Source organism: Amycolatopsis stemonae, from assembly GCF_054781455.1.
This window is the reverse complement of the sequence record NZ_BAAGUJ010000031.1, coordinates 1-25,354: the sequence shown is the minus strand read 5'-3', so window position 1 is coordinate 25,354 and position 25,354 is coordinate 1. Positions and strand designations below refer to the sequence as shown.

20 protein-coding genes are annotated in these 25,354 nt (G+C 71.9%); 12 read left to right on the top strand and 8 right to left on the bottom strand.

The features are described 5' to 3' along the window. The coding region (locus ACYVLJ_RS47710; RefSeq protein WP_460443717.1) for an integrase core domain-containing protein at nucleotides 1–132 on the top strand (132 nt) is incomplete at its 5' end. On the opposite strand, the gene ACYVLJ_RS47705 is transcribed toward ACYVLJ_RS47710, so the two are convergent. Further along, nucleotides 129–1,154, bottom strand: coding sequence for a DNA polymerase IV (locus ACYVLJ_RS47705; RefSeq protein ID WP_460443715.1), 1,026 nt, complete (start codon nucleotides 1,152–1,154; stop codon nucleotides 129–131). The two genes, ACYVLJ_RS47710 and ACYVLJ_RS47705, sit on opposite strands and share 4 nt — an antisense overlap. 22 nt (nucleotides 1,155–1,176) lie before the next feature. Further along, on the bottom strand, nucleotides 1,177–1,440 hold the full coding sequence (locus tag ACYVLJ_RS47700; protein ID WP_451988002.1) for a DUF3040 domain-containing protein: 264 nt from the start codon (nucleotides 1,438–1,440) through the stop codon (nucleotides 1,177–1,179). 229 nt (nucleotides 1,441–1,669) lie between these two features. Between ACYVLJ_RS47700 and ACYVLJ_RS47695 the strand changes: the two genes are divergently transcribed. Beyond that, nucleotides 1,670–2,728 (top strand): cobalamin-independent methionine synthase II family protein, encoded by a 1,059-nt coding sequence (locus ACYVLJ_RS47695; RefSeq protein ID WP_451988000.1) that lies wholly within the window; start codon nucleotides 1,670–1,672, stop codon nucleotides 2,726–2,728. A 13-nt stretch (nucleotides 2,729–2,741) separates the two neighbouring features. Here ACYVLJ_RS47695 and ACYVLJ_RS47690 read toward each other — a convergent pair whose 3' ends face one another. Next, nucleotides 2,742–3,374, bottom strand: coding sequence for a LysE family translocator (locus ACYVLJ_RS47690; RefSeq protein ID WP_460443714.1), 633 nt, complete (start codon nucleotides 3,372–3,374; stop codon nucleotides 2,742–2,744). Between the two features lie 176 nt (nucleotides 3,375–3,550). On the opposite strand from ACYVLJ_RS47690, the gene ACYVLJ_RS47685 reads away from it, so the two are divergent. Next, complete coding sequence (locus ACYVLJ_RS47685; protein WP_460443713.1) at nucleotides 3,551–4,156, top strand: GTP cyclohydrolase II; 606 nt, start codon at nucleotides 3,551–3,553, stop codon at nucleotides 4,154–4,156. Here ACYVLJ_RS47685 and ACYVLJ_RS47680 read toward each other — a convergent pair. After that, on the bottom strand, nucleotides 4,153–4,686 hold the full coding sequence (locus tag ACYVLJ_RS47680; protein ID WP_460443712.1) for a MarR family winged helix-turn-helix transcriptional regulator: 534 nt from the start codon (nucleotides 4,684–4,686) through the stop codon (nucleotides 4,153–4,155). The genes ACYVLJ_RS47685 and ACYVLJ_RS47680 overlap by 4 nt on opposite strands. 99 nt (nucleotides 4,687–4,785) lie before the next feature. Between ACYVLJ_RS47680 and ACYVLJ_RS47675 the strand changes: the two genes are divergently transcribed. Both ACYVLJ_RS47675 and ACYVLJ_RS47670 read left to right on the top strand, forming a co-directional pair. Continuing rightward, the gene (locus tag ACYVLJ_RS47675; protein WP_451987992.1) at nucleotides 4,786–5,748 is read left to right on the top strand and encodes an MBL fold metallo-hydrolase; all 963 of its coding nucleotides are present in this window, start codon (nucleotides 4,786–4,788) and stop codon (nucleotides 5,746–5,748) included. A 4-nt stretch (nucleotides 5,749–5,752) separates the two neighbouring features. Beyond that, the gene (locus ACYVLJ_RS47670; protein ID WP_460443711.1) at nucleotides 5,753–7,285 is read left to right on the top strand and encodes an FAD-dependent oxidoreductase; all 1,533 of its coding nucleotides are present in this window, start codon (nucleotides 5,753–5,755) and stop codon (nucleotides 7,283–7,285) included. Here ACYVLJ_RS47670 and ACYVLJ_RS47665 read toward each other — a convergent pair. Continuing rightward, nucleotides 7,187–9,391: a discoidin domain-containing protein gene (locus ACYVLJ_RS47665; RefSeq protein WP_460443710.1), complete on the bottom strand. Its 2,205-nt coding sequence runs from the start codon at nucleotides 9,389–9,391 to the stop codon at nucleotides 7,187–7,189. The two genes, ACYVLJ_RS47670 and ACYVLJ_RS47665, sit on opposite strands and share 99 nt — an antisense overlap. 482 nt (nucleotides 9,392–9,873) lie before the next feature. Between ACYVLJ_RS47665 and ACYVLJ_RS47660 the strand changes: the two genes are divergently transcribed. After that, complete coding sequence (locus tag ACYVLJ_RS47660; protein WP_460443709.1) at nucleotides 9,874–11,568, top strand: discoidin domain-containing protein; 1,695 nt, start codon at nucleotides 9,874–9,876, stop codon at nucleotides 11,566–11,568. Continuing rightward, the gene (locus ACYVLJ_RS47655; RefSeq protein WP_460443708.1) at nucleotides 11,565–14,465 is read left to right on the top strand and encodes a glycoside hydrolase family 3 C-terminal domain-containing protein; all 2,901 of its coding nucleotides are present in this window, start codon (nucleotides 11,565–11,567) and stop codon (nucleotides 14,463–14,465) included. Before ACYVLJ_RS47660 ends, ACYVLJ_RS47655 begins: the two co-directional genes overlap by 4 nt. On the opposite strand, the gene ACYVLJ_RS47650 is transcribed toward ACYVLJ_RS47655, so the two are convergent. Together ACYVLJ_RS47650 and ACYVLJ_RS47645 are read right to left on the bottom strand one after the other, a co-directional pair. Beyond that, entirely contained in the window at nucleotides 14,408–15,454 is a 1,047-nt protein-coding gene (locus tag ACYVLJ_RS47650) for a LacI family DNA-binding transcriptional regulator (RefSeq protein WP_451987984.1), read from the bottom strand. The two genes, ACYVLJ_RS47655 and ACYVLJ_RS47650, sit on opposite strands and share 58 nt — an antisense overlap. Nucleotides 15,455–15,524: 70 nt before the next feature. After that, nucleotides 15,525–18,557 (bottom strand): discoidin domain-containing protein, encoded by a 3,033-nt coding sequence (locus tag ACYVLJ_RS47645; protein ID WP_460443707.1) that lies wholly within the window; start codon nucleotides 18,555–18,557, stop codon nucleotides 15,525–15,527. A 178-nt stretch (nucleotides 18,558–18,735) separates the two neighbouring features. Between ACYVLJ_RS47645 and ACYVLJ_RS47640 the strand changes: the two genes are divergently transcribed. The 5 genes from ACYVLJ_RS47640 to ACYVLJ_RS47620 all read left to right on the top strand — a co-directional run bounded on the left by ACYVLJ_RS47640 (nucleotide 18,736) and on the right by ACYVLJ_RS47620 (nucleotide 23,845). Next, the gene (locus ACYVLJ_RS47640) at nucleotides 18,736–19,488 is read left to right on the top strand and encodes a sulfite exporter TauE/SafE family protein (protein WP_460443706.1); all 753 of its coding nucleotides are present in this window, start codon (nucleotides 18,736–18,738) and stop codon (nucleotides 19,486–19,488) included. A gap of 45 nt (nucleotides 19,489–19,533) precedes the next feature. Next, complete coding sequence (locus ACYVLJ_RS47635; protein ID WP_460443705.1) at nucleotides 19,534–21,789, top strand: xanthine dehydrogenase family protein molybdopterin-binding subunit; 2,256 nt, start codon at nucleotides 19,534–19,536, stop codon at nucleotides 21,787–21,789. Further along, nucleotides 21,786–22,256 (top strand): (2Fe-2S)-binding protein, encoded by a 471-nt coding sequence (locus ACYVLJ_RS47630; RefSeq protein ID WP_451987976.1) that lies wholly within the window; start codon nucleotides 21,786–21,788, stop codon nucleotides 22,254–22,256. Before ACYVLJ_RS47635 ends, ACYVLJ_RS47630 begins: the two co-directional genes overlap by 4 nt. Beyond that, nucleotides 22,253–23,062 (top strand): FAD binding domain-containing protein, encoded by an 810-nt coding sequence (locus ACYVLJ_RS47625; RefSeq protein ID WP_460443704.1) that lies wholly within the window; start codon nucleotides 22,253–22,255, stop codon nucleotides 23,060–23,062. The genes ACYVLJ_RS47630 and ACYVLJ_RS47625 overlap by 4 nt, the downstream gene beginning before the upstream one ends. Nucleotides 23,063–23,215: 153 nt before the next feature. Further along, nucleotides 23,216–23,845 carry a flavin reductase family protein gene (locus ACYVLJ_RS47620; RefSeq protein WP_460443716.1) on the top strand — a complete coding sequence of 210 codons (630 nt, stop codon included), beginning with the start codon at nucleotides 23,216–23,218 and terminating at the stop codon, nucleotides 23,843–23,845. Nucleotides 23,846–24,130: 285 nt separating this feature from the next. On the opposite strand, the gene ACYVLJ_RS47615 is transcribed toward ACYVLJ_RS47620, so the two are convergent. Continuing rightward, nucleotides 24,131–25,045: a hypothetical protein gene (locus ACYVLJ_RS47615; protein WP_460443703.1), complete on the bottom strand. Its 915-nt coding sequence runs from the start codon at nucleotides 25,043–25,045 to the stop codon at nucleotides 24,131–24,133. Nucleotides 25,046–25,354 lie beyond the last annotated feature (309 nt).

The window sequence follows — 25,354 nt, the reverse complement described above, 5'->3', positions numbered from 1 at the left end:
CCCAGCGAACACGACCGCAGGTCAGCCCTGCCCGGGTGGCTGCACTTCTACAATCACCACCGACCCCACTCATCCGTCGGAGGCAAGACACCCATCACCCGGCTGACCAACCTCCCCGGACATCACATCTAGTCTTCGCGCGAGAACTCGGCCCGCACGCCCAGCAGCCGCACCGCGCGGGTCAGCTCGAACATGCCGAGCACCTCCTGCGCGGCCCGGTCGATCTCGTCGGCGTCCGACGTCGGCGCCGGCAGGGTGATGCTGTGGGTGTGGGTCAGGAACGGCACGAACCGGACCTTGACCGCGACCCGCGCCGCCGGGCGGCCTTCGTCGAGCACGTCCTGCGAGACGCGCTTCGCGAGTGCCGACACCTCGGCCGCCATCTCCGCGGGGTCCGTGAGGTCGCGCTGGAACGTCGTCTCGCGGCTGCGTGAGCGGGCCACCCAGGGGGTCGCGCTGACTTCCGCGTCGCTGATGCCGCCGCCGAGCAGCCGCAGCCACGGGCCGGTCTTGGGGCCGAACCGCGCCGCGAGCTCCGCCGCGTCCGCGCCGGCCAGGTCGAGGACCGTGTGGACCCCGAGCTCGGCGAGCTTCTTCGCCGTCTTCCCGCCGATGCCCCACAGCGCGTCGGTCGGGCGCGCGGCCATGACCTCCCACCAGTTCGCCTGCGTCAGCCGGAAGATCCCGCCCGGCTTGCCGAACCCGGTGGCGAGCTTGGCCCGCAGCTTGTTGTCCCCGATCCCGACCGCGCACGACAACCCGGTCTCGCGGGCCACCGCCTCCTTGATCGCGGCCGCCAGGGCCTCCGGGTCGTCGGCCTCCGCCCCGACGAACGCCTCGTCCCAGCCGAGCACCTCCACCACGACCGGGAACTCCCGCACCACGGCCATCACGTGCTCGGACACCTCGAGGTAGGCCGGCGGGTCGCTCGGCAGGAAGACGGCGTCCGGGCAGCGCTTGGCGGCGATCCGCAGCGGCATGCCGGACTGGACCCCGAACTCGCGGGCCTCGTAGGACGCGGTCGCCACGACGGCGCGTTCCGCAGGGTCGCCGTTGCCGCCGACCACGACGGGCCGCCCGCGCAGCTCCGGGCGGCGGGCGATCTCGATCGCGGCGATGAACTGGTCGAGGTCGACGTGCAGGACCCACTTCACGGGCCCAGTCTGCCTCAGAACGTCAGACGCGGTGGCGTGCCACGTGGGTCCAGACGGTGCCGGTCAGGGCGACGATCCCGCAGAGCGTCACCCCGGGGTCGGGCAAAACCAGGCCGAGGACCAGGAGGGACACGGCGACGACGTCGAAGCCGATCAGCAGGGCGCTCCGGAGGGCGCGCGACTTCGGGCGCTTGCCGTCGCGCAGCGCGGCGGCCAGGTCGGGGTCACTGAGCTCGAGGTTCCGCTCGATCTTCTCGAGCTCGGTGCGATCGTGGTGGCTGAGCATCGGGGTACTCCTTCGGCGCCGAACCCGCCGTATCGCCAGAGCGAATACCCAATAGTCCCCCCGGCGAACCGCCAATCGCCTTCTCATTTCGTGCTTTTTGCTGCTCCGACCGGGTGATCCGCGCTCCGTGACCGGTCCCGGTCACGCTAGGTTCGCGGTGCACGAGCCGGTCAGGCCGGCTTCGCGCCGGGACGTGGCCGGTCAGGACCTTCAAAAAGCGGAGGACTCGATGACCCTGCCCACCGAGCCGATCGGCAGCATCCCGCGTCCGGACTACCTCGTCGAGGGGCTCGGCGAGTTCGCGGGCGGCCGGATCGACGCCGCGGCGCTCACCGAGCTGGAGAGCCGCGCGCTGGCCGACACGATCAAGCGCTTCGAGGAGACCGGCTCGCCGGTGCTCACCGACGGAGAACAGGGAAAGCCGAGCTTCGCGACGTACCCGCTGGCCGGGCTCGAGGCCCTGGCCCCGGACGGCGTCGTCATCCCGTTCGCCGACGGGCACACCCGGCAGCTGCCGCGGCTCACGGCGGGCCCGTTCCGCTACGCGACCCACGCCGATTCCTACCTGACGCGTGCGAAAACCCTCACGGACAAACCGGTCAAGCAGGCCGTGATCGCCGCGTCGGCGATCTCCCTGATCTACCCGGGCGACGGCATCGAGGGCTACTCGCAGGAGCAGTTCGTCGCCGACCTCGTCGACGAGGCCGAAGCGGACATCCGCCGCAGCCTGGACGCGGGCGCGGCCAGTGTGCAGATCGACTTCACCGAAGGCCGGCTGTCGCTGAAGCTCGACCCGTCGGGCGGGCTGCTGCGGCAGTTCGTCGATCTGAACAACGCCGTGCTCGACCGGTTCACGGCCGAGGAGCGCGCGAAGATCGGCGTCCACACCTGCCCGGGCGGTGACCAGGATTCGGTGCACAGCCTCGATGTCGACTACGCGGGCCTGCTGCCGACGCTGTTCCAGCTCAAGGCGGGCACCTTCTACGTCCAGCTCGCGAGCGAGGCCGAGCCGACCCGCGCCCTGCAGGTGATCGCCGACCACCTCCAGGCGGACCAGCGGATCTTCGTCGGCGTCATCGACCCGATCGACCCGCGCGTCGAGACGCCGGAAGAGGTCCGCGACCGCGTGCTCACCGCGGCGAAGTACCTGCCGGCCGACCGGCTCGGCACGTGCGACGACTGCGGGTTCTCGCCGTTCGCCGACGACACGTCGACGTCGCGCGACATCGCGTTCGCCAAGATCAAGGCGCGCGTCGAGGGCACGCGGCTCGCGGCGGACCAGCTCTGACGGCCGGGGCCCCTCACGCCGTTTCGGCAGCGACCTTGAGGCCGAGCGCCACGAGGACGCTGCCGAGCACGGCGTCGAGGGCCCGCCGGACGCGGCCGTCGCTGAAGAACCGGCGCAACGCGCCGACCACGACGGCGAGCGCGCAGAACCACAGCACCGTGCCGACGGTGGCGATGGCGGCCAGCTCGAGCGTCTGCAGGGTGGAGCCGTCGGCGGGCAGGAACTGGGGGAGCAGCGCCAGGAAGTACACGGCGACCTTGGGGTTGAGCAGGTTGGTGAAGAGCCCCTGCCGGAAGGCGGCGCCGGCCTTGAGCGGCTTGGCGTCCCGGGCGGCCCCGAGGTCCCGGTAGTCACCGCGCCGCACGGCGAGCCACGCCTTGACGCCGAGGAACACGAGGTAGGCGGCCCCGACGAGCTTCACGACGCTGAAGGCGACGGCGGACGCGGTGAGCACGGCGGCGACCCCGAGCGCGATGGCGACGACCCAGGCGAAGACCCCGAGCGCGATCCCGGCCCCGGCGGCGATCCCGGCCCGCCGCCCCCCGCTGAGCGACGTCCGCGTCACGACGACGAAGTCCGGCCCGGGCGACATCGCCCCGAGCACGACGACGAGCAGGAACGAAGCGGCGGTGGCACCGGGGATCATGGCCCGAGGATATGAGACGGGCGCCACCGCTTTTCCGTCGTGAGGCACCGGACACCCGCGTCCGGGAAGAAGCCGTGCGCCCGCTGTGTTCGATCAAGTGACGTGCGACCCGGTCGGCGGTGTCCGATGTGCACCTTCGGTAGGGTCGATTCCGGAGACGGCGGGCAGGAGACGGCATGACGGTGGCTGAGGTGCGGACGCGGGTGCGGATCCCGCTGCGGCTCGGCGGGGTCGCCGTCGATGCCGAGGCCGTCACCTTCCGCGGTCTCGCCGACGACGGTGAGCACCTCGCCTTCGTGCTGGGGACGCCCGGTGCCGTGCCGCTCGTGCGGCCGCACTCCGAATGCCTGACCGGGGACGTCTTCGGGTCCGCGCGCTGCGACTGCGGGCCGCAGCTGGCCGAGGCGGTCGAGAAGATCTCCGAAGCCGGCGGCTACCTGCTCTACCTGCGTCAGGAAGGCCGGGGGATCGGGCTGTACAACAAGCTCGACGCCTACGCCCTGCAGGACGGCGGCCTCGACACCTACGCCGCCAACGCCGCGCTCGGCCTGCCCGAGGACGCGCGCGACTACACCGTCGCCGCGCAGATGCTCGAGGCGCTGGGCGTCGGCGAGGTCGATCTGCTGTCCAACAACCCGGACAAGGCGGCGCAGCTCGAAGCCGCCGGGATCGTGGTGCGCGACCGGGTCCCGACCGGCGTTTTCGCCACCGAGAACAACGTCCGCTACCTGCGGGCCAAGGCCGAGCAGACCGGGCACACCCTGCCGGGGCTGGCCAGCTAGGCCAGCCGCTGGGCCGCCGCCGCGGCGGGGCCCGTCGTCAGCTTCTCCAGCAGTCCGATCAGGACGGTCTGCTCGTCTGCCGTCAGCGAGGCCGCCCAGGCGCGCTCGCGCGTGTTGTGCGCCTGGTAGGCGTCCGTCACGGCCGTGTGGCCCGCTTCCGTCAGCGTCAGCCGGACCGCGCGGCGGTCTTCGGGCACCTGGGTGCGCGTCACCAGGCCGCCGCGCTCCAGGGTCTTGACCAGCGCCGACACCGCCGCGCGGCTCATCCCCGCCAGCCGGGCCGCGTGCCGGGACTCGAGCGGGCCCGCGAGCCACAGCACGAACAGCACCCGGAAGCCGCCCCAGCTCAGGCCGCGCGGGCGGTGCACCGTCGACTCCCAGTCGTAGACCAGCGCGCCCGCCAGCCGGTGCAGTGTGAGCCCGAGGCGCATCGCGACGGGGTCGGTGTCCGGCAGTTCCGCCTTCGTCTTCCCGATCGCGTAGTCGACGAACGAGAGGTAGTCGAGGTCTTCGGCCGGTCGGTCGGTCATGCGGACCAGATTAGGCGAAGGGGTTCCGCGCGCCGCCCCGGCGGGCTAGGGTGACCCGCGAGATAGTCAAACCTTTGACGATCAGAAGGAGCGCTCGCCGTGACGAAGAAAGCCTTCGCCTCTTCGGCCGACCTGGCGGAGAAAGCGCAAACCCTCGAAGTGCTCGCCGACGGCGTGTACGCGCTCACCGCCGAAGGCGACCCCAACATCGGCGCGATCGAGGGCGAGGACTTCCTCGTCTGCTTCGAAGCGCTGGCCACGCCGGTCGCCGCGGCCGAATGGCTCGAGAAACTCCGCGAGCACACCGACAAACCCGTGCGCTACCTGGTGCTGAGCCACTACCACGCGGTGCGCGTGCTCGGCGCGTCCGCGTTCGATGCCGACGTGATCGTCGCGCACGAGAACACCCGGGCCCTGGTCGCCGAACGCGGCAAAGAGGACTGGGAGAGCGAATTCGGCCGGATGCCGCGCCTGGCCAAGGCCGCCGACTCGGTGCCGGGTCTGACCTGGCCGACGCTGACCTTCTCCGACCGCCTCACCATCGACCTCGGCGGCGACCGCGGCGACCTCGTCCTGCAGTACTGCGGGCGCGGCCACACCGAAGGCGACATCGTGGCGTGGCTGCCGCGCCAGAAGATCCTCTACGCCGGCGACCTCGTCGAAGCCGAAGCGGCGCTCTACACGGGTGACGCGTTCCACCGCGAATGGGCGTCGTCCACTTTGGACCGCGTCGGCGCGTTCGGGGCGGAGACGCTGATCGGCGGCCGCGGCGGGGTGAGCCGCGGGGCCGGAGCGGTCGACGCCGCCATCGCGCAGACCCGGCACTTCCTGGCCACGATGATCCGCGAGGTCGGCGCGGTCCGCGACGCCGGCGGCACGCTCAAGGAAGCCTTCGAACGCACCCACGCGGCACTCGCCGGCCAGTACGGGCAGTGGCCGATCTTCGAGCACTGCCTGCCCTTCGACGTCTCGCGGCTGTGGGACGAGCTGGGCGGCATCGAACGGCCGGTGGTGTGGACCGCCGAACGCGACCGCGAAGTCTGGGACCAGCTGCAGGGCTAGAACGATGACAGTTGCGGTCCTCGGCAGCGGTCCGGTCGGCCAGACGGCCGCGCTGCTGCTCGCGCGCTGGGGCGTGCCGGTGGTGCTCGTCGACGAGCACGAGGTGCGCGACCCCGTGGGGTCCAAGGCCATCTGCCAGCAACGGGACACTTTGGACGTCTGGGCCTCCCTCGGCGCGGGCCGCCTCGCCGAGGAGGGCCTCACCTGGACGACCGCGCGGACGTTCCACCGCGACGCCGAGCTGTTCTCGCTGAAGCTGCCCGACGCCGGGTCCGCGCTGCCGCCGTTCGTCAACCTCTCGCAGGCACGCGTCGAGGAGGTCCTCGACGAGCTGATCGCCGAGCAGCCGCTGATCGACGTCCGCCGCGGCCACCGCGTCACCGGGCTGATCCAGCCCGGCCGGGTGGTGGTCGAGTGCGCGACCGCGAACGGGCCGCGCACGATCGAAGCCGACTACGCGATCGCGTGCGCCGGCGCGCGCGGCGACACCGTGCGGCGGGCCCTCGGACAGCACCTCCGAGGCGTGTCCTTCCGGGACCTGTTCCTGATCTGCGACATCCGGGCCGACCTGCCGGGCTGGGCGGCCGAGCGGCGGTTCTACTTCGACCCGCCGTGGAACCCGGGCCGCCAGGTGCTGATCCACCCGTGCCCGGGCCCGGAGTTCCGGATCGACTGGCAGGTCCCGGAGGACTACGACCTGGCGGCCGAGGAATCGGGCGGAGCGCTGGAAAAGCGGATCCGGGCGATCATCGGCCCGGCGCCGTACGAGGTCGTCTGGCGCTCGGTCTACCGCTTCCACACCCGGCTCGTCGAACGGATGCGCGTCGGGCGGGTGCTGCTGGCCGGCGACTGCGCGCACCTCGTCGCGCCGTTCGGGGCCCGCGGCCTCAACTCCGGGGTGGCCGACGCGGAAAACGCGGCCTGGAAGCTGGCCTGGGTGCTCCGCGGCGACGCGGGGGAGGACCTGCTGGAGAGCTACCACACCGAGCGGCACGCGGCGGCGGAGGAGAACGCGGCGGTCACCACGGCCACGATGGACTTCCTGGTGCCGCAGGACGACGGTCAGCGCGAACGCCGGCTGGACGTCCTCACGCGCGCGGCGCACGACCCGGCCGCCTGCGAGCAGGTGGATTCGGGGCGGCTGGCCGAGCCGTACTGGTACGCGGATTCGCCGTTGACGACCCCGGACCCGGCCCGCCCGTTCGCCGGACGGCCGCCGCGCGGGGCCTTGCCGCCGCCCGGCCCCGGCGTGCTGCTGCCGGATGTGACCGTCGCGAGTGGACGGTTGCGTGACCTGGCCCGCCAGGGGTTCCTGCTGCTGACGACGCCGGGGGTCGAGGCCGGGATGCGGTCGGCCGGGATCCCGGTGGGTGGCGCGCTGGGTGCGCGTCCGGGCGAGGCCTGGCTGGTCCGCCCGGACGCGTACGTCGCCGCGGTGTTACGGGTAGGCGACCAGCGGGCTGACCTGGTGCCCGGTGTTCGCGGCGTCACCGGCGTCGTTGATCACGCGGGCGATCGTGCCCACGCCGCCGAGTGACACCGACACGAGGTCGTGGAACCGGACCCCGGAGGTGTTCGGCACCTCGAAGGAGTGACTGGCCACAATGGACGGGTTGGTGTTGAAGAAGCAGTAGCTGCCCAGGCCCCAGCCTTCGTGGCTGGTCACCGAGTCGGCCACCTTGTACGCCGCCCAGCCCTGCCGGCCGCCCCCGCTGGACCAGGACGCCTGGTCCGGCGGGTCGTACGGCATCTCGTTCTGGAAGAAGTACGTCCGCCCGCCGTTGCCGTTCCAGAGCACCTCGTACTGCTGGTAGTGCTCGACGAACAGGCCGTACATCGTCACGTTCGCGCCGTTGACGACCAGGCCGTTCGCCGCGGTGTTGACGTTCCAGCCGACGCCGTTCGAGTGGTCGCCGCGCCACAGCCACATGTGGTCGCCGATGACGTTGTTCGAGTTCACCACCAGCGTCTGCGTGGCCTTCCCGACGGCCGCGCCGCCGATCCTGAAGAACACGTCGTGCAGCGACGTCGGGTCGGCCGCGTGGCCGGCGGCCGAGCCCGGCTGGCCGACCTGCACGAGCACCGGCGAGTTCACCGCGCCGGCGTCGATCAGCAGGCCCGCGATCTTCACGCCGTCCACATCGGACGTCGTGATGGCCGCGTTCCCGTTGGTGGGCATCAGCGTCGCGAGGCCGAGGCCGAGCACCACGGTGTCCGGGCGCGTGACGGTCAGCGCCTGGTCGAGGTGGTAGACACCCGGCGTCACCAGCAGGTTCTTGCCCGCGGCCAGGGCGGCGTTGAGCGTCACGGCCGAGTCGGACGGGTGCGCGACGTAGAACTCGCTCAGCGAGATCGACTGCCCGGCCGGGGTGCCGTGGCCCCAGCTGGTGCCCTGCGAGTTCTGCCGCAGGGCCGGGACGAACACGTTGTAGCTGCCCGAGCCGTCGACGTAGAGGAACGGCTTCTCCCGGATCACCGGGGTCTGGCCGACGACCGTCTCGGGCGGGTTCGGGAACGACTGCGCCGGCGTGCCGGTCGAGCCGACGAACACCATGTTCCAGACGCCGCCCTGCCAGCCGCCCAGCTCGCTGTTGCGGGTCAGGAACTGCTGCTGCGAACCGGAAACCGCGACGCCGTCGATCTTGCTGTCGGCGATCAGGCCGCCGCTGGCCCAGCCGTCACCGCCGTTCCACAGCTGGATCTGGCTGCCCTTGAGGTGCATCCGGCGGTAGGGTGCGGCCTGTGCGACGGCCCAGCGTTCGACCTGGCCCGCCGGCAGGGTCACCGACAGGTTTTCGGCGGAGCGCCAGAAGTTCTGCGTCGCGTTGCCCTTGTTGTTCGGGTTGTCGCCCTGCTGCAGCCAGTCCGCCTCGACGCGGACGTGGCCGTTGAGGTTGACGTCGTCGGGGGACAGGCCCAGGCCCGCGACCTGCTCGTAGAAGCCGAGGTTGACGTCGGCGTCGTAACTGCCCGGCTTGAACAGCACGGCGTAGCGCTCGTTGCCGAACTGGTTGGTGTGCTGCTGGTCCGCGATCTGCGTCAGCCGGTTCTGGATGGTCGCGGCCGGGGTCGACGGGTCGAACACCGACACGTTCGGCCCGAGGTCCGGGTTGCGCGGGTCGGTCGGCGGGATGGTCGTCCCGCCGCCGGTGCCGTGCACGGCGACTTCCCAGAGGGAGTAGCCGTAGCCGGTCGCCCGCTGGGTGCCGTAGACGCGCAGGTAGCGCGCGGTGCCGGAAAGGGACACCGTCTGCGTGCCGCCGGTGCCGGTGGTGGTCGAGTACGCGGTCGTCCAGGTGCTCGCGTCCGGGGACAGCTGCACGGTGAACGCTTTCGCGTAAGCGGTTTCCCAGGTGAGCACCACGTCGCAGAGCGACTGGGCGGAACCCAGGTCGACCTGCAGCCACTGCGGGTCGCTGAACGCGCTGGACCAGCGGGTCCCGGCGTTGCCGTCGACCGCGGCGGACGCGGGGGTGCCGCCGTTTTCGGTCGAGGACGCGGTCGCGGGGTGGCCCTGCGCGAGGTTGGTGGTGCCGCACGCGGCGGCCTGCGCCGGTGCGGAGCCGACCACCACCGCGGTGGTCAGCCCGGTGACGAGGGAAGTCGCGAGGACGAGGAAACGGGAGAACGTCGTTGATCTCATCGGCCTGCCTGCTGATCGGGGGGAAGACGTGCGAAGCGGGCCGGGCGAGCCCCACAGCTCGCGCCGGCTCGGGTGGTGCGGCGGGTCCGCGGCCGGGCACCCGCCCGGCGCCGTGAGCCGGAGGAGCGGTACCGGGTGGTGCGAGGCGTGCGAACCAGTCAGCCCGAAAGTGTGCGTGTGACGGGGAACCGGGTCCGGGTGGCGGTCACGGAACCGGTTCCAGCGGCTCGAAGTCAACACCGCGGGGTTCGGCGGAGTCAAGGTTCCGGCGCGGATTCGTTCTCCCGGACCAGTCCGCGGCGTGGTCCGCGACCGTCCGGCGCAGCGTCGTTGACATTTTCCGACTCTTTATTTATATCCTGAACTAAGAGCGTGCCGCCGAGCGGGACCCACACCCGCGCGGCCGACCACGTGAGCCGATCCGCGCCGGGGCAAGGCCGCCCCGGTGCCGGTTCGCCGTGGAGGTGCCCATGCAACGCCGCATGCCGAGAACCCGGGTTCTCGCCGTCCTCGTCCTGACCCTGGCCGCGCTCTTCACCGCGCCGGTGGCCCAGGCCGCCCCCGTCCTGCTCTCGCAAGGCCGTCCGGTGACGGCGTCCTCGACCGAGTCCGTCGCGTTCCCGGCGTCCGCCGCGGTCGACGGCGACACCGGGACGCGCTGGTCCAGCGCCTTCAGCGACCCGCAGTGGCTGCAGGTCGACCTCGGCTCCACCCAGCAGCTGTCCCAGGTCGTCCTGAACTGGGAAACCGCCTACGCCAAAGCGTTCACGATCCAGGCGTCCGCCGACGGCGCGACCTGGAGCACCCTCTACTCGACCACCACCGCGACCGGCGGCACCCAGACCCTGTCCGTCACCGGCAGCGGCCGGTACGTCCGGCTCACCGGCACCCAGCGCGCGACGCAGTACGGCTACTCGCTCTGGGAGTTCCAGGTCTACGGCGGAGGCGGCACCACGCAGCCCGGCGACGTCCTGCTCTCCTACGGCAAGTCCGGCAGCGCGTCCTCGTACCAGGACGACGGCGCCTGCCCGGGCTGCGTCCCGGCGAAGGCGTTCGACCACGACCCGGCGACGCGCTGGGCGACCAGCGCGACCACCGGCTGGGTCGACCCGGGCTGGATCAGCGTCGACCTCGGCGCCACCGCGGCCGTCCACCAGGTGGTTCTCCAGTGGGACCCGGCGTACGCGGTCGCGTACCAGATCCAGGTGTCCAACGACGGCGTGAACTGGACGTCGATCTACTCGACCACGACCGGCAAGGGGTTCAAGGAGACGCTGACCGTCAACGGCTCCGGCCGGTACGTCCGGATGTACGGCACGGCCCGGTCCAACGGCTACGGCTACTCGCTGTGGGGCTTCGACGTCTACGGCACCGGCGGCAACCCGACGACCCCGCCGCCCGCGCCGCCGGCCCCGCAGTTCCCGGGCACCCTGGTCTGGAGTGACGAGTTCAACGGCGCCGCGGGTGCGGCCCCCGACGCGAGCAAGTGGACCGCCGAGACCGGCCCCGGCGTCAACAACGAGCTCGAGTACTACACGAACAACAACAACGCCAAGCAGGACGGCCACGGCAACCTCGTCATCCAGGTCCGCCGCGAAGCGACGCCGGGCAGCGCGTGCCCGGTCGACCCGGTCAGCGGCAGCGGCACCTGCCAGTACACCTCCGGCCGGATCAACACCGCGGGCAAGTTCAGCTTCACCTACGGGCACGTCGAGGCGAACATCAAGGTGTCCGGCACGCAGGGGCTCTGGCCCGCGTTCTGGTTGCTGGGCGCCAACTTCTTCAGCGGCACGCCGTGGCCCAACTGCGGCGAGATCGACATCATGGAGCACGTCGGGAAGTCGCCGAACCTCGCCTACTCGACCATCCACGCGCCCGCGTACAACGGCGCCGGCGGCATCGGGGCGCCCTTCGATCTCGGCCAGGACGTCTCGGCGGGCTTCCACAAGTTCGGGCTCGACTGGGACGCGAACCACATGACCTTCTCCGTCGACGGCACCGCGTTCGAGACGATCAACCGCGACACCGTCGAGTCGACGCGGGGGCCGTGGGTGTACGACCACCCGTTCTTCCTGATCCTCAACAACGCCATCGGCGGCGACTTCCCCGGCCCGCCGGGTGCCGGGACCGTGCTGCCGCAGGACATGGTGATCGACTACGTGCGGGTCTACCAGTGAGGAGGCTCGCGCTCGGCGTGGTGGTCACCGTCGCACTCGTCATGCCGGTGCCCACCGCTCAGGCGGCTCCGACGCTGCTCTCGCAGGGGCACGCCGTGACCGCGTCCTCGACCGAGAACGCCGCGTTCCCGGCGTCGGCGGCGGTCGATGGCGACCCCGGCACCCGCTGGTCCAGCCTGGCGGCCGACCCGCAGACGCTGCAGGTCGACCTCGGCGCCCTGCACACGCTCAACCAGGTCGTCCTCCAGTGGGAGGCGGCCTACGCGACGGCGTTCACGATCCAGGCCTCGGCCGACGGCAGCCAGTGGTCCACTGTGTACTCGACGACGACCGGCACCGGCGGCACGCAGACGCTGCCGGTGTCCGGCACCGGCCGGTACGTCCGCCTGACCACCACCCGCCGCGCGACCCAGTGGGGCGTGTCGCTCTGGGAGTTCCAGGTCTACGGCGACGGTGCGTCGCAGGCCTGCGGCAGCGCGAACGCGGCGCTGCGGCAACCGGCGACGGCGTCCAGCGTGCAATCGGACGCCTTCCCGGCAAGCGCGGCCTTCGACGGCGACGGCGGGACTCGCTGGTCGAGCCTGGCCGCGGACCCGCAGTGGATCCAGGTCGACCTCGGCAGCGCACGCCCGGTCTGCGGCGTCGACCTGACCTGGGAGACGGCGTACGCCGGCGCGTACACGATCCAGCTCTCCACGGACGGGGCGTCCTGGACCACGGCGGCCACGGTGACCGGCGCGGGCGGCACCGAGCACCCGGCGGTGTCCGGGACCGCTCGCTACGTCCGCATGAACGCGACCGCGCGGGCCACCCAGTGGGGCGTGTCGCTGTGGGAGTTCGGGGTGCACACGTCCGACAGCGCCCCGCCGGCCACCGGGTGCCCGTGGGTGGGTTCGACCGCGCCGGTGGCGGACCGCGTCACCCAGCTCATGGCCGCGATGTCCCCGCAGCAGAAGGTGGCGGTGCTGCACGGCAACGGCGCGACCGGGCCGTACATCGGCAACACCGACGCCGTGCCGGAGCTGTGCATCCCGGCACTCGGCCTGCAGGACGGCCCCGCCGGGGTCGGCGACGGCCTCGACGGCGTCACCCAGTTCCCGGCGCCGGTGTCCGCGGCCGCGACCTGGGACACGGCGCTGATGAACCGCTACGGCAGCGCGATGGGTGCCGAGTTCGCGGGCAAGGGCGTCGACATCGCGCTCGGCCCGACGATCAACCTGGTCCGCGACCCGCGCTGGGGCCGCGACTTCGAGACCTACGCCGAGGACCCGTACCTCGCGGGCGCGGCCGGGACGGCGACGATCCAGGGCATCCAGAGCCAGGGCGTGATGGCGCAGGCCAAGCACGCGGCCGCGTACAACGTCGAGGCCGGGGCGTCGCGCGGGACGCCGTCGGACAACGTGATCGTCGACGACCGGACCCTGCACGAGCTGTACCTGCCGGCGTTCCAGCAGGTGGCGAGCCAGGGCCAGGTCGCGTCGATGATGTGCGCCTACAACCAGATCAACGGCGTCCCGGCGTGCCAGAGCGCCGGCGTGCTCACCCAGGCGATCAAGCAGGACGCGAACTGGGGCGGGTTCGTCGGCTCCGACTGGGGTTCGGCGACCGGCGGCGCCCGGCAGCTGGCCGACGGCGGGCTCGACATGGAGATGCCCGGCGGCGCGTTCTTCGGCCAGGGCCTGCTCGACGCCGTCTCGCGCGGCGAGGTCACACAGGCGCGCGTCGACGACATGGTCCGGCGGGTGCTGACGCAGATGGTCAAGTTCGGCGTGTTCGACCGGGCCCGGCGGGGGACCCCCCAGTCGGTCGTGACGAACGCGGCGAACGTGACGACCGCGCGGGTCGTCGCGGCGGCCGGGTCGGTGCTGCTGAAGAACAACGGCGTGCTGCCGCTGACCGCGTCGACGAAGTCGATCGCCCTGTCCGGCGGGGACGGCATCGACCCGCAGAACATCGGCGGCGGCAGCGCGAAGGTCAACCCGTCGCCGGCGTCGGTGAACCCGATCAACGGCATCAGGGCGCGGGCCGGCTCCGGCGTCACGGTGTCCTATGTGGACGGGGCGGGTGAACACGTCCAGGCGCCGAACATCCCGGCGGCGGTGGCGGCCGCTCGCACGGCCGACGTCGCGGTCGTGTTCGCCGGCTACGGCGAGTCCGAGACGCAGGACCTCGACACGATCGACCTGCAGTTCCAGCAGAACGACCTGATCGACGCGGTCGCCTCGGCCAACCCGCGCACGGTCGTCGTGCTGAACACGGGCTCGGCGGTCACGATGCCGTGGCTGTCGAAGGTCGCCGCGGTCATCGAGGGCTGGTACCCGGGCCAGGAGAACGGCAACGCGCTCGCGTCGCTGCTCTACGGCGACGTCAACCCGTCGGGAAAGCTGCCGGTCAGCTTCCCGAAGCAGGTCGCCGACCTGCCGACCGCGAACGTCCAGCAGTTCCCCGGCGCGAACGACCGGATCGAGTACTCCGAAGGGCTCGACGTCGGGTACCGCTGGTACGACAGCCGGAACCTGGAGCCGCTGTTCCCGTTCGGCTTCGGGCTGTCGTACACGACGTTCGGCTTCTCGAACCTGGTCGTCACGCCGCAGGGCACCGACGGCACGGCCACCGTGACGGGCACGGTGACCAACACCGGTAGCCGGGCGGGCGCCGACGTCGTCCAGCTCTACGTCGGCCAGCCCGCGGGCAACGGCGAGCCGCCCAAACAACTGAAGGGGTTCAAGAAGGTGCAGCTCAACCCGGGGCAGAGCGCCCAGGTGTCGTTCCCGCTGACTCCGCGGGACCTCGCCCACTGGACCGGAGCGTGGACGACGAACGCGGGCCAGTACCGCGTCTACGTCGGTGATTCCTCGCGCACCGTCCCGCTTTCGGCGGCGCTGACCGTCTCCTGAGTCGACTCCCGGATCACCAGGGAAGTCGGGACGATCAGCGGCTCGTCCGGCCGGGGTGCCCCACCCAGCAGGGCGAGCAGCTGCCGGGCCGCCGTCTCGCCCATCTGCCGCAGCGGCTGGCGGACGGTGGTCAGCGGGGGCTGGGTGTGCGCGGCCAGGGGGATGTCGTCGAAGCCGACCACGGCGACGTCCGCCGGCACCGCACGCCCGGCCTTCCGCAGCCCGGCCAGCACGCCGGCCGCGGTGAGGTCGTTGTGGGCGAAGACGGCGTCGAACGGCGGCCCGGTCGCCAGCAGCTGGAGGATCGCGGCCTCGCCGCTTTCGCTCGTGAAGTCGCCTTCGATGATCAGGTTCGGGTCCAGCACGAGACCGGCTTCGCGGATCACGTCGCGGAATCCGGTGAGCCGGTCGGTCGTGCAGCCGAAATCGCGCGGGCCGGTGACCGTCGCGAGCCGGGTGCGGCCGGTGCCGAGCAGGTGCCGGGCCGCGGCCGCGCCGCCGTCGCGGTTGCTCGTGCCCACCGACGGGAACGCGGGCCGGCGGCCGCGGTCGTCGATCACCACCACCGGCAGCCCGGAGTCGTGCAGCACGCGCAGGTGCCGCACGGCGTCCGGGGGTTCGACGAGCAGCAGCCCGTCGAACGCCTTCGCCGACACCTGCCGCGAGAACTCGTCGAGGGAGTCGGCGCCGCGGTTGGCCGTGGACAGCAGCAGGCCGTAGCCCTTCGCCTCCACGACGTCGGCGACGCCCTGCAGCACCTCGCCCATCCACGGCCAGGTCAGCCCGGGGACGAGCATGCCGACCGTGCGGGTCACGCCGCGGGCCAGCCCGACCGCGCCGGCGCTCGGGATGTACCCGGTCGCCGCGATCACCTCGCGCACCCGGATCGCGGTCGCCGCGTCCACATCGGCCTTGTTGTTGAGCACCCTCGACACGGTCGTCTTGCTCACCCGCGCGCGGCGGGCGACCTCGGCGATCGTGACGCGCATCCGTCCTCCCGGGGGCCCTGTGCTGCAAAGGTACTCGCCCTCGGGGCCACCGCGAGCGGTGCGAGATCGATCAAGTCCGGACGGAAATCCGCGCGAGGCCCGCATCGCCGGGCCGCCAGCCCGTCCGGACCGCCACGTACCGAGCCGGACCGGTGTGCGCCTTCCGGTAGGTGACGCCATCGACGCTGGTCTCGACGGTCGTCGCGGGACGGCGTCCGGGCGTCCAGGCCAGTTCCACCGCGGAAACCGCCGTCACCGCCCCGAGATCGACGACCATCCGGCCGTCCGGGCCGGGCTGCCACGCCGTCCCCGGGTCGTCGTCGACGGCCGCCGAGGGACTCGACATCCCCGGCGGCAGCGGCTCCGCGGGGAAGGTGGTCCGGCCGAGCGCGGCGTCGGCCAGCGGGTAGGGACGGACGTCGCCGAACACGACGGGCACGGTCCGGCGCGGCGGCAGCACCACCTGGCGCGGGCGGCCACCGTCCGGGGCCACCGTGACCACGACCGGGAGCAGCCCGGACGGCGCCGTGAGGTCGACGCGGCTCGCGTCGCGGACGACCGCCTCGAGCCCGGCCGGGCCCCGCACGGTGAACCGCGGGGGTTCGATCCGGCCTTCCGCCGCGGCGAGTGCGTAGGAAACGTCGGTGCCCGTCTTCGTGATCGTCTGCTCGCCGCGGTACAGCCGGTACGTGCCGCTGTCCTGGGGGAGGTGCGCTGTGCCGCCGGCCGCGGCGCCGGAAAGGTTGAGCAGCACGAGGAAGCCGTCGGCGACGGTTGCGCGGACCGCGTTCGTGGTGGTGACGCGCGGGCTCCCCGGCTTCCGGGGCGCCGGGTACAGCTCGGCGAGCAGCGGCGCGGCGGGCCCGTCGGAAAGCGTGACGCGGTCGCCGGTGACGGTGAGCGGGTTCGGGCCGTCGACCAGGATCCCGGCCCGGCCGTCGATGTCCAGCCAGCCGCCGGTGCTGGTCAGGGCGGGCACCGGGTAGGTCACGACGGACGTCCAGGTCACGCCGTCCGAGGATGTTTCGATGCGGTACTTCCGCCCGGCGGCCGCCTCCCAGCTCAGCGTCACGCGGTCGAACGCCGCCGGCGCGCCGAGGTCGATCGCGAGCCAGCTGTCGGCCCGTGGCCGGTCCGATGTGGACACTGCCCAGCGAGTGGTGGCGTCGCCGTCGTTGGCGTACTTGGCTTCCTTGCCCGAGCTGGCCGAAGACGCCGACGCGGTTCCCGCTCGCGCGAGGTCCGGGCCGTCGCCGTGGTGGACCTCGAAGCCCCACAGCGAATAACCGTACTGCGGGTCGGGCTGGACGCCGAGCATGCGGACGTACCGGGCGGTCACGGCGGCGAAGGCCAGGTCGTCGACGCGGGCGCCGGTGGGCGCGGCCTGGGCCTTCACCGTCACCGAGCCTTCGGCCGCTCGGTACGTGCGGTCGCCGTCGAGACCGGGCACGCCCGGCATGCCGAGGTTGTAGACGTTCAGCACGCCTTCGCCCGCGGCGACGCCGGTGCTGGCGTAGACCGCGGCGCCGGTCGGGAGGGTGGCGAGCGCGGCGTACCCGGCGTCGAACCGCAGGACGCCGACGGTGCCGTCGAAGCCGTCGCGGACCTTCTCGTAGGTCGTGGCGTGCCGTTCCTTCACGGGCACGTTCGTCGCGGGCAGCAACATCGGGTTCGCGCCCCCGAGCACGAACAGCCAGTCGTCGTGGTGCGGCTGCCAGGCGAACTTCACGAAGCCGGGCTTGGTCGCGGTCGCCGCCCAGGCGCCGGGGGAGCGGTGGGCGAGCAGGCCCGGCCCGGTGCCGAAGTCGGCGACCCCGGCGGCGTGCGCGTCGAAGTCCGCCTTGCTCGCGGGGGTGACCGGACCTCGCCCGGCGCGCCATTCGTGCAGCAGGTAGCTGATGGCGAGTTCGGCACGGGCCTCCGGCTCGTACTTCGGCTCGCCGGAGAACTTCGTGATCCGGTCGACGGGCTCGTACGCCTGGTACGGCTCGAGCCGCGCGGCGAGGTCGGCCTCGGCGCGGGCGGCGTAGCGGTCGCCGAGCACCTGGGCGCGGAAGGCGAGCGGGATGACGTCGCGGCCGTAGAGGTGCTCGCGGTCGGCGACCATCGGCATCAGCGGCTCGCCGGCGTCGCTGGTCATCAGCAGCATGGTGCGCCAGAGCAGTTCGCCGTTGGGCTGCGCGGTCAGGACTTCGGGCAACGGTGTCCCGGCCGCGAGGAAGTGCATCGAGTTCCGGCCGGACGTCCGCCACAGCTCTTCCTGGTAGTGCGGGCCGAAGGAACCGTGGTTCTCGACGAGGAAGGTGTCGTAGAGGTTGGTGGCGGTGTTGGCGCTGATGGGCACACCGTCGACGAGCCGCGGGTTCGCCAGGTCGGCGGCCGGCAGCCCGCCTTCGTTGCGGCTCCACGCGCCGAAGGCGTCACGCCACGCTTGCGCGCGCGGATCGTTCGGCGCCCACGCGAGCGCGGGGGCCAGCGACTGCGCGTAGACGCCCATCTCCTCGAGCTTGGTGTCGCCGACGTAGCCGCCCTTCCGGCCGTTCGGCGTCCAGGTGCCCGACGCCGGGTCGTCCCGGTCGCCGAGCGCGGTGGTGTAGGCGGCCTGCTCTGTCGCGATGCGCTCGACGTTCCGCCTCGTGGTGTCGTCGAGGTCCGTCCACAGGAGACGGGCGGCGAGCAGGAAGTACGACTGGAACGTGGTGTCGAAGAACAGCTTCCGGCCCCACTCGGTGCCCCCGGTGAGGAGGTTCGACGCGGCGAAGTGCCGGATGGTGGCGAGGGTGTGGTCCTTGAGCGTGGCCTGATCCACGCCGGCGGTGCCGGCGTCGTAACCGTCGCGGGTGAGCAGCAGGGCGTTGCCGAGGACGACGGCGAAGGTGAAGTCCTTCGCGGGGTAGATCCCGGCGGTCTTGTCGAACTGTTGCTCGGCCCAGCGCGTGTGGCGGAGCAGCACCCGCAGGTAGGTGGCGGCGACGGCGTCCGGCGGGCCGGCCTGGGTCCGCGGCGGTGCGGCCTGCGCGACGCCGGGTACCAGTCCCGAGGCCAGGAGGGCCGCGACGCCGCCCGCGCCCAGGAGGGCCTTTCGCCGGTTCAACTCAGCCATGGTCCGCACTCCGCTCGGTGACAACCTTGTCAGCGCGGATTCTGGGACGCCCCGCGGCACCGGGGCAAGCCCGCTGCCGGATCCCGTCCGGTTTCGGACAAGACCTCGCTAATTCGTATAACAACCTATACCGTCGGCCGCCCGTGCCGCTGCGCTGTCGCCGTGGTGGACTGACAACGTGATCACAGACCCCGGCGTCCTCCTCCTGCTCGTCCTCGCCGGTGTCGGCGCCGGCCTGACCGGGGCCGTCGCCGGGCTCGCGTCGCTCGTCTCGTATCCGGCTCTGCTCGCCGCCGGCCTGCCGCCGGTGACCGCCAACATCACCAACACCGTCGCCATGCTCGGCACGACCGCCGGGGGTGCCGCCGGGGCCCGGCCCGAGCTCGCCGGGCAGCGGCGGAAGCTCGTCCCGCTGTGCGTCATCACCACCGTCGGCGGGGCGTGCGGCGGGCTCGTCCTGCTGCTGACCCCGTCCGACGCCTTCACCGCGATCGTGCCGTGGCTGATCGGTGCCGCCTCGATCGTCCTCATGGCGGGCCCGCGCCTGCGCCGCTTGGCCGAAGGCGCCGAGCACCACGGTCTCAGCCCGGCCACCGGCGTGGCCGCGTTCTTCATCGGCATCTACGGCGGCTACTTCGGTGCGGCGGCGGGCGTCCTGATGCTCGCGCTCCTCGTCTCCGTCTGGAGCCAGCCGCTCGCCCGGACGAACGCGGCGAAGAACCTGGTCACCGGCTCGGCCAACCTGCTCGCCGCGATCGTCTTCGCCGTCACCGGCAAGGTCGTCTGGCCCGCCGCGCTCGCCGTCTGCCTCGGCTCCCTCGGCGGCGCGTGGCTCGGCTCGACGCTCGTGCGCCACCTCCCCGCGACGCCGTTGCGCATCGGGATCGGAATCGCCGGGCTCGGGCTCGCGGTGGTGCTGGCGATCTCCTGAAAAGACAGGGCATGATCGGCGGGGTAACGGCGAGCAGGAGACCAGATGAGCATTGTCGGGACCAGGGTGGTCCGCCAGGAAGATCAGAACCTGATCACCGCCGGCGGCACCTACGTGGACGACCTGCGGGAGGAAGCGCTTTCCGGCGCCGCGCATGCGGCGTTCGTGCGCAGTCCCGTCGCGCACGCGCGGATCGAAAGCATTGACGTCAGCGAGGCGAAGGCGGCACCGGGCGTGCTGGGGGTGTTCACCGCCGCCGACCTCGGCCTCGACCCGCACGCCGCGGGACCGGTGAAGGAACCGTGGCTGGCCGACGGCGTGGTGCGCTACGTCGGCGAGCCCGTCGCGCTGGTCGTCACCGAAGAGCGGTACCAGCTGGCCGACGCGGCCGAGCTGGTCGACATCGACTACGACCCCCTCGACGCCGTCGCGAGCATCGACGCCGCGCTGGCGGGCGACACGGTGCTGTACCCCGAGACCGGCAGCAACATCGTGCAGGTCAACGGTGCGGCGGAGTTCGACGACGGGATCTTCGCGGACTGCGAGGTGGTCGTCACGACGACCATCCTCAACCAGCGCGTCGCACCCGCGCCCCTCGAAGTGCGCGGCGCGTCGTGCGCCTGGGGCGAGGACGGCCGCCTGACGGTCTGGCTTTCCACCCAGAACGCCCAGATCGCCCGGACTCAGCTGGCCGCGAGCCTCGGCGTCGGCGAGGAAAAGGTGCGCGTCATCGCCCCGGACGTCGGCGGCGGCTTCGGCGCGAAGATCGGCGCCGACCCCGAAGCGACCGTCCTGGGCTGGGCCGCCAGGGAACTCGGCCGCGGCGTGCGCTGGGTCGAGTCGCGCAGCGAGAACCTCACCGCGATGACGCACGGCCGCGCGCAGCAGAACACCGTCACCATCGGCGGCCGGCGCGACGGCACCGTCCTCGCGTACCGCCTCGACGTCATCCAGGACGCCGGCGCGTACCCGCGGACCCTGTTCCTGCCGACGCTGACCGAACTGATGGCCGTCGGCGTGTACCGGTTCCCGAAGGTGGAGACGCGCAGCCGCGCGGTCGTCACGAACACCACGCCCATCGCGGCCTACCGCGGGGCCGGCCGCCCGGAGGCGACCGCCGCGGTCGAGCGGGCCATGGACCGGTTCGCCGCGGAGATCGGGCTCGACCCGGCCGAAGTCCGCCGGGTCAACTTCATCCGGCCGGAGGAGTTCCCGTACACGACGCCGACGGGCGCGTCCTACGACACGGGGGAGTACGCCGCGGCGCTGGACAAGGTCCTCGAATCCGCCGGCTACACCGAACTGCGCGCCGAGCAGCAACGGCGGCGGGACGCGGGCGAGCCGGTCGAGCTCGGCCTCGGCATCGCCGCGTACGTCGAGATCACCGGTGGCGACGCGGGCGGCGAGAGCGGCCGCGTCGACCTCCACCCGGACGGTTCGGTCGTCGCCTGGACCGGCAGCTCCCCGCACGGCCAGGGGCTCGGGACGTCGCTGGCGATGCTCCTGTCCGACCAGCTCGGCGTGCCGCTGGAGAAGATCACCGTCAAGCACGGCGACACCGACGAGGTGCCCAAGGCCGTCGGCACCTTCGGCTCCCGGTCGCTGCAGCTGGGCGGCTCGGCGATCCGCCAGGCCGCCGACGAGGTCATCGCGCAGGCGCGCGAGCTCGCGGCCGAACTCCTCGAAGCCGCGCCGGAGGACCTCGAACTGGACGTCGAGCGCGGCGTCTGGCAGGTCCGCGGCGCGCCCTCGAGCACCGTGCTCAGCTGGGCGCAGGTCGCCGAGACGGCGTCCGGGGGCAAGCTCACCGCCGACGTCTGGTTCGGCGGCGGCAAGCCGACGTTCCCGTTCGGCGCGCACCTCGCCGTGGTCGACGTCGACACCGAGACCGGCAAGGTCGAGCTGCGGCGGATCGTCGCCGTCGACGACGCCGGCCCGATCGTCAACCCGCTGACCTTCCGCGGTCAGCGCCACGGCGGGCTCGGCCAGGGCGCCGCGCAGGCGCTGCTGGAGGTCGTCACCTACGACGAGGACGGCAACCCGACGACCGCGACGCTGGCGGACTACTCGTTCGTCACCGCGGCCGAGCTGCCGGACTTCGAGCTGGTCGACATGGCCACCCCGACCGACCGGAACCTGCTGGGCGTCAAGGGGATCGGCGAGGCCGCGACGATCGGTTCGACACCCGCCGTGCACAACGCCGTGGTGGACGCGCTTTCCGCCCGCGGCGTCAAGCACCTGGACATGCCCACGACCCCGATCCGGGTCTGGGCCGCACTTTCGAAGGGAAACGCGCGGTGAAGGTTTCGATCGAGGTCAACGGGCAGCCGGTGGCCGAGGAGGTACCGGACCGGACGCTGCTGGTGCACTTCCTGCGGGACACCGCCGGGCTGACCGGCACGAACATCGGCTGCGACACGACGTCCTGCGGCGCCTGCACGGTGCTGCTCGACGGCGAGTCGGTCAAGTCCTGCACGGTGCTCGCCGCGCAGGCCGACGGGCACGCCGTCACGACGGTCGAGGGTCTGTCCTCTTCGGACGGTTCGCTGCACCCGGTGCAGCGCGCGTTCCGCGAGCAGCACGGCCTGCAGTGCGGGTTCTGCACGCCGGGGATGATCATGGCGTCGGTGTCGCTGCTGGCCGACAACCCGAAGCCGACGCGCGACGAGGTGCGGGCCGGCCTCGAGGGGAACCTCTGCCGCTGCACGGGCTACCACAACATCGTGAGCGCCGTGATCGACGCGTCCGGTCAGGAGGTGGACCGGTGATCCCGGCTTCGTTCGAGTACCAGCGAGCGTCCACGGTGGACGAAGCGCTGGCCTTGCTGGCCGCGCACGGCGAAGAGGCGAAGGTTCTCGCCGGCGGGCATTCCCTGCTGCCGCTGATGAAACTGCGGCTGGCCGCGCCGGAGTACCTGGTGGACATCGCACCGCTCGACGAGCTCCGCTACGTCCGGCTCGACGGCGAAGACGTCGCGATCGGCGCGTTGTCCCGCTACAGCGACCTGGCACGCGACCCGGTGCTGCTGGAGCACGCGCCGCTGCTGGCCCACGTGTCGGCTTCGGTGGGTGACCGGCAGGTTCGCCACCGCGGCACGATCGGCGGCTCGCTGGTGCACGCGGACTCCGCGGCCGACCTGCCCGCGGCCGTCCTGGCCTCGGACGCGGTCCTGGTCGCGCGCGGGCCGGCGGGGGAGCGCCGGATCCCGGCGTCGGAGTTCTTCCTCGGACCGTTCACGACGCCGTTGGAGCCGTCCGAGCTGCTGGTGGAGATCCGCCTGCCGCGTCAGACGGGCCAGGGCTGGGGCTTCGAGAAGTTCACGCGGCGCGCGATCGACTGGGCGATGGTGGGTGTGGCCGTCGTCGGCGGCCGCGTGGGCCTGGTGAACATGGGCGGCGTCCCGTTGCGCGCGTCGGCCACGGAAGCCGCGCTCGCGTCGGGTTCGTCCATCGCGGACGCCGCGAATTTGGCCGCGGACGGGACGTCGCCGCCGGACGAGCCGCACGCCACCGCCGAGTACCGGCGTCACCTGGCGCGGGTGCTCACCCGTCGTGCGCTGACACAGGCGAACTGACGCGTCGTGGCGATCACCGGAGCTGCCCCGCTCCGGTGATCGCCACGGCCGATTTCCGCCAGCGCCGGGTTCGGCCGCGGCGGCAGGATCGTTCCTGTGACTCCTACGCACACTTCCATCGAGCCCGGCATCCTGTACTTCGGCACCCCGGTAGTGCTGATCTCCAGTGAGAACGAGGACGGCTCGGCCAACCTGGCGCCGATGTCGTCCGCCTTCTGGCTCGGCTGGCGGGCCATGCTCGGGCTTGGTGCCCGGTCCAAGACCACCCAGAACCTGTTGCGCACTCGCGAATGCGTGCTCAACCTGCCTTCGGATGCGCTTGCCCCCGCCGTCGACCGGCTCGCGTTGACCACCGGGTCGGATCCCGTTCCGCCTGGGAAGGTCAAGCGCGGGTACTTCCACGTTTCCGAGAAGTTCGCTCGGGCTGGGTTGACTCCTGCTGCGTCCGAGACCGTGTCTCCTCCTCGGGTGGCCGAGTGTCCCGTTGCCATGGAAGCTGTTGTCGAGGCTGTTCATCCCATTGCCGATGATGATTCGCAGCAGCGGGGTGGGGTTGTGGCCATTGAAGTTCGGGTTCAGCGGGTTTTCGTGCATGACTCCATTCGGGTTCCGGGGACCGAGGATCACATCGACCCTGATGCCTGGCGGCCTTTGATCATGAGTTTTCAGAAGTTGTACGGGTTGGGTTCTCAGGTTCATCCGTCTACTCTTGCCCGGATTCCTGAACGGCTTTATCGTGGGCCTGATATCGAGCGGGCTCGGACTCTTGTGGCTGGTTCTTGAAGATTCGGCTTCGCCGTGGAATGGGAAATCGGCGCTTCGTGTTCTTGTTCTGGGGCCGGAAATCTTGTTGTGTGGACGGCAGAGCGGTGTGGCAAGCGGATGCGGCGGCCCTGGCCGACCGCATCTCCACCCTGCTCACCGTCGTGCGGATCGCCGAAGCCGAAATCGGGTCACTGCCGGGGCGTTGGATCCCGGCCGCGCCCTCGACGGCACGCCCACCTCGGCGTTGGCTCCCGCGACGGCTGCGGCCGCCCTCGCCACCCACCGCGGGTCACACCCACGTGCTCAGGTGGCGTCGAGCTGGGTCAGCAACGGTGCCAGCGTCTTGATCCCCGCGGTCACCGCCGCGCGTCCCTTCGCCGAACTGACCAAGGGCTGCTGCGTCATCAACACCACCACATACCGGCCACCCACCACGCCCGTCGTGTTCAGCACCAGGGCGGTGCGCAGGATCATCCACCCCTGCTTGATCTGCCAGGACCGGCCCGGCAGGGCGTCCGGGATGCCGAAGTACTGGTCCCAGCCGTCGTCGGCCGGGTTGCGGGCGTTGCCCAGCGCCGCCAGCAACGGCGCTGCCACCTCGTCCGGGATCACGTCCAGGAGGTACTGGTACGTCGCCAGCACGTCCGATGCGCTCGTCTTCGCCATTCCCCACTGGGTCGGGTCCGTCGGCGGGGTCGTCTGCGTGAGCCCGATCAACGCCGCTGTGCGCGTGATGATCGCACTGCCGCCGTTGCGCTCCCAGAACTCGGAGGCGATCGCGTCGTTGCTGCCCTCCAGCATGGTCGTCAGGTCGTCCACCGCGTCGGTGTCCGGGAGGGTCCAGGCGCCCGTCGAGTCGTCGCGGACCTCGTCGATCGCGATCAGCAGCTTCACCACCGAGGCCGTGTAGTACGGCCGGTCGGCGTTGAGGGACGCCAGCTCCTTGCCCGACTCCCGGTCGTACAGGACGAACCCGACGCCCGTGCCGTGCGAGGCCGCCGTCACCGCGTCTTCCACGTCCTGCGCCACCGACGACAGATCCGGGTACGGGACCTCCGCCGTCGACGCCACCGGGCTCGGGCTGATCGCCGTGTCGTCCGGGGGAGCCGGCGGGTCCGCCGTCGACGCCACCGGGGTCACTCGCTCGCCGCCCACCGCCACCAGCGCCGCGGCGACCAAACCCGCGCCCGCCAGCATCCACCCGATGCGTCTTCCCATGCCGGGCCAACGGCCGGGACACCCCGGATGACCTGTCGTTTCGCTGTGTCTTGCTGTGGAAACGCTGTGGTTCGCAGAGTGGGACGCCCGCCGCGGAGGCGTAGCGTCGCGTCAGTGTCAGGGTGGTGTTGCCGCTGTTGCGGTGGTTGGGATCCTGGCCGCTGGTGACCTGGCTCGTAGCGTCGCTGCCGCCTGCTTGCGGGTTGGCGATCATGCGTTGTGCCGGTCACCGGTGGTCAGGACCGACCGGCGTGACTTGATAGGAGCGTGGCAGCGCCCCCACTGAGGTGTGTCCGCCGGCCGGCCCAG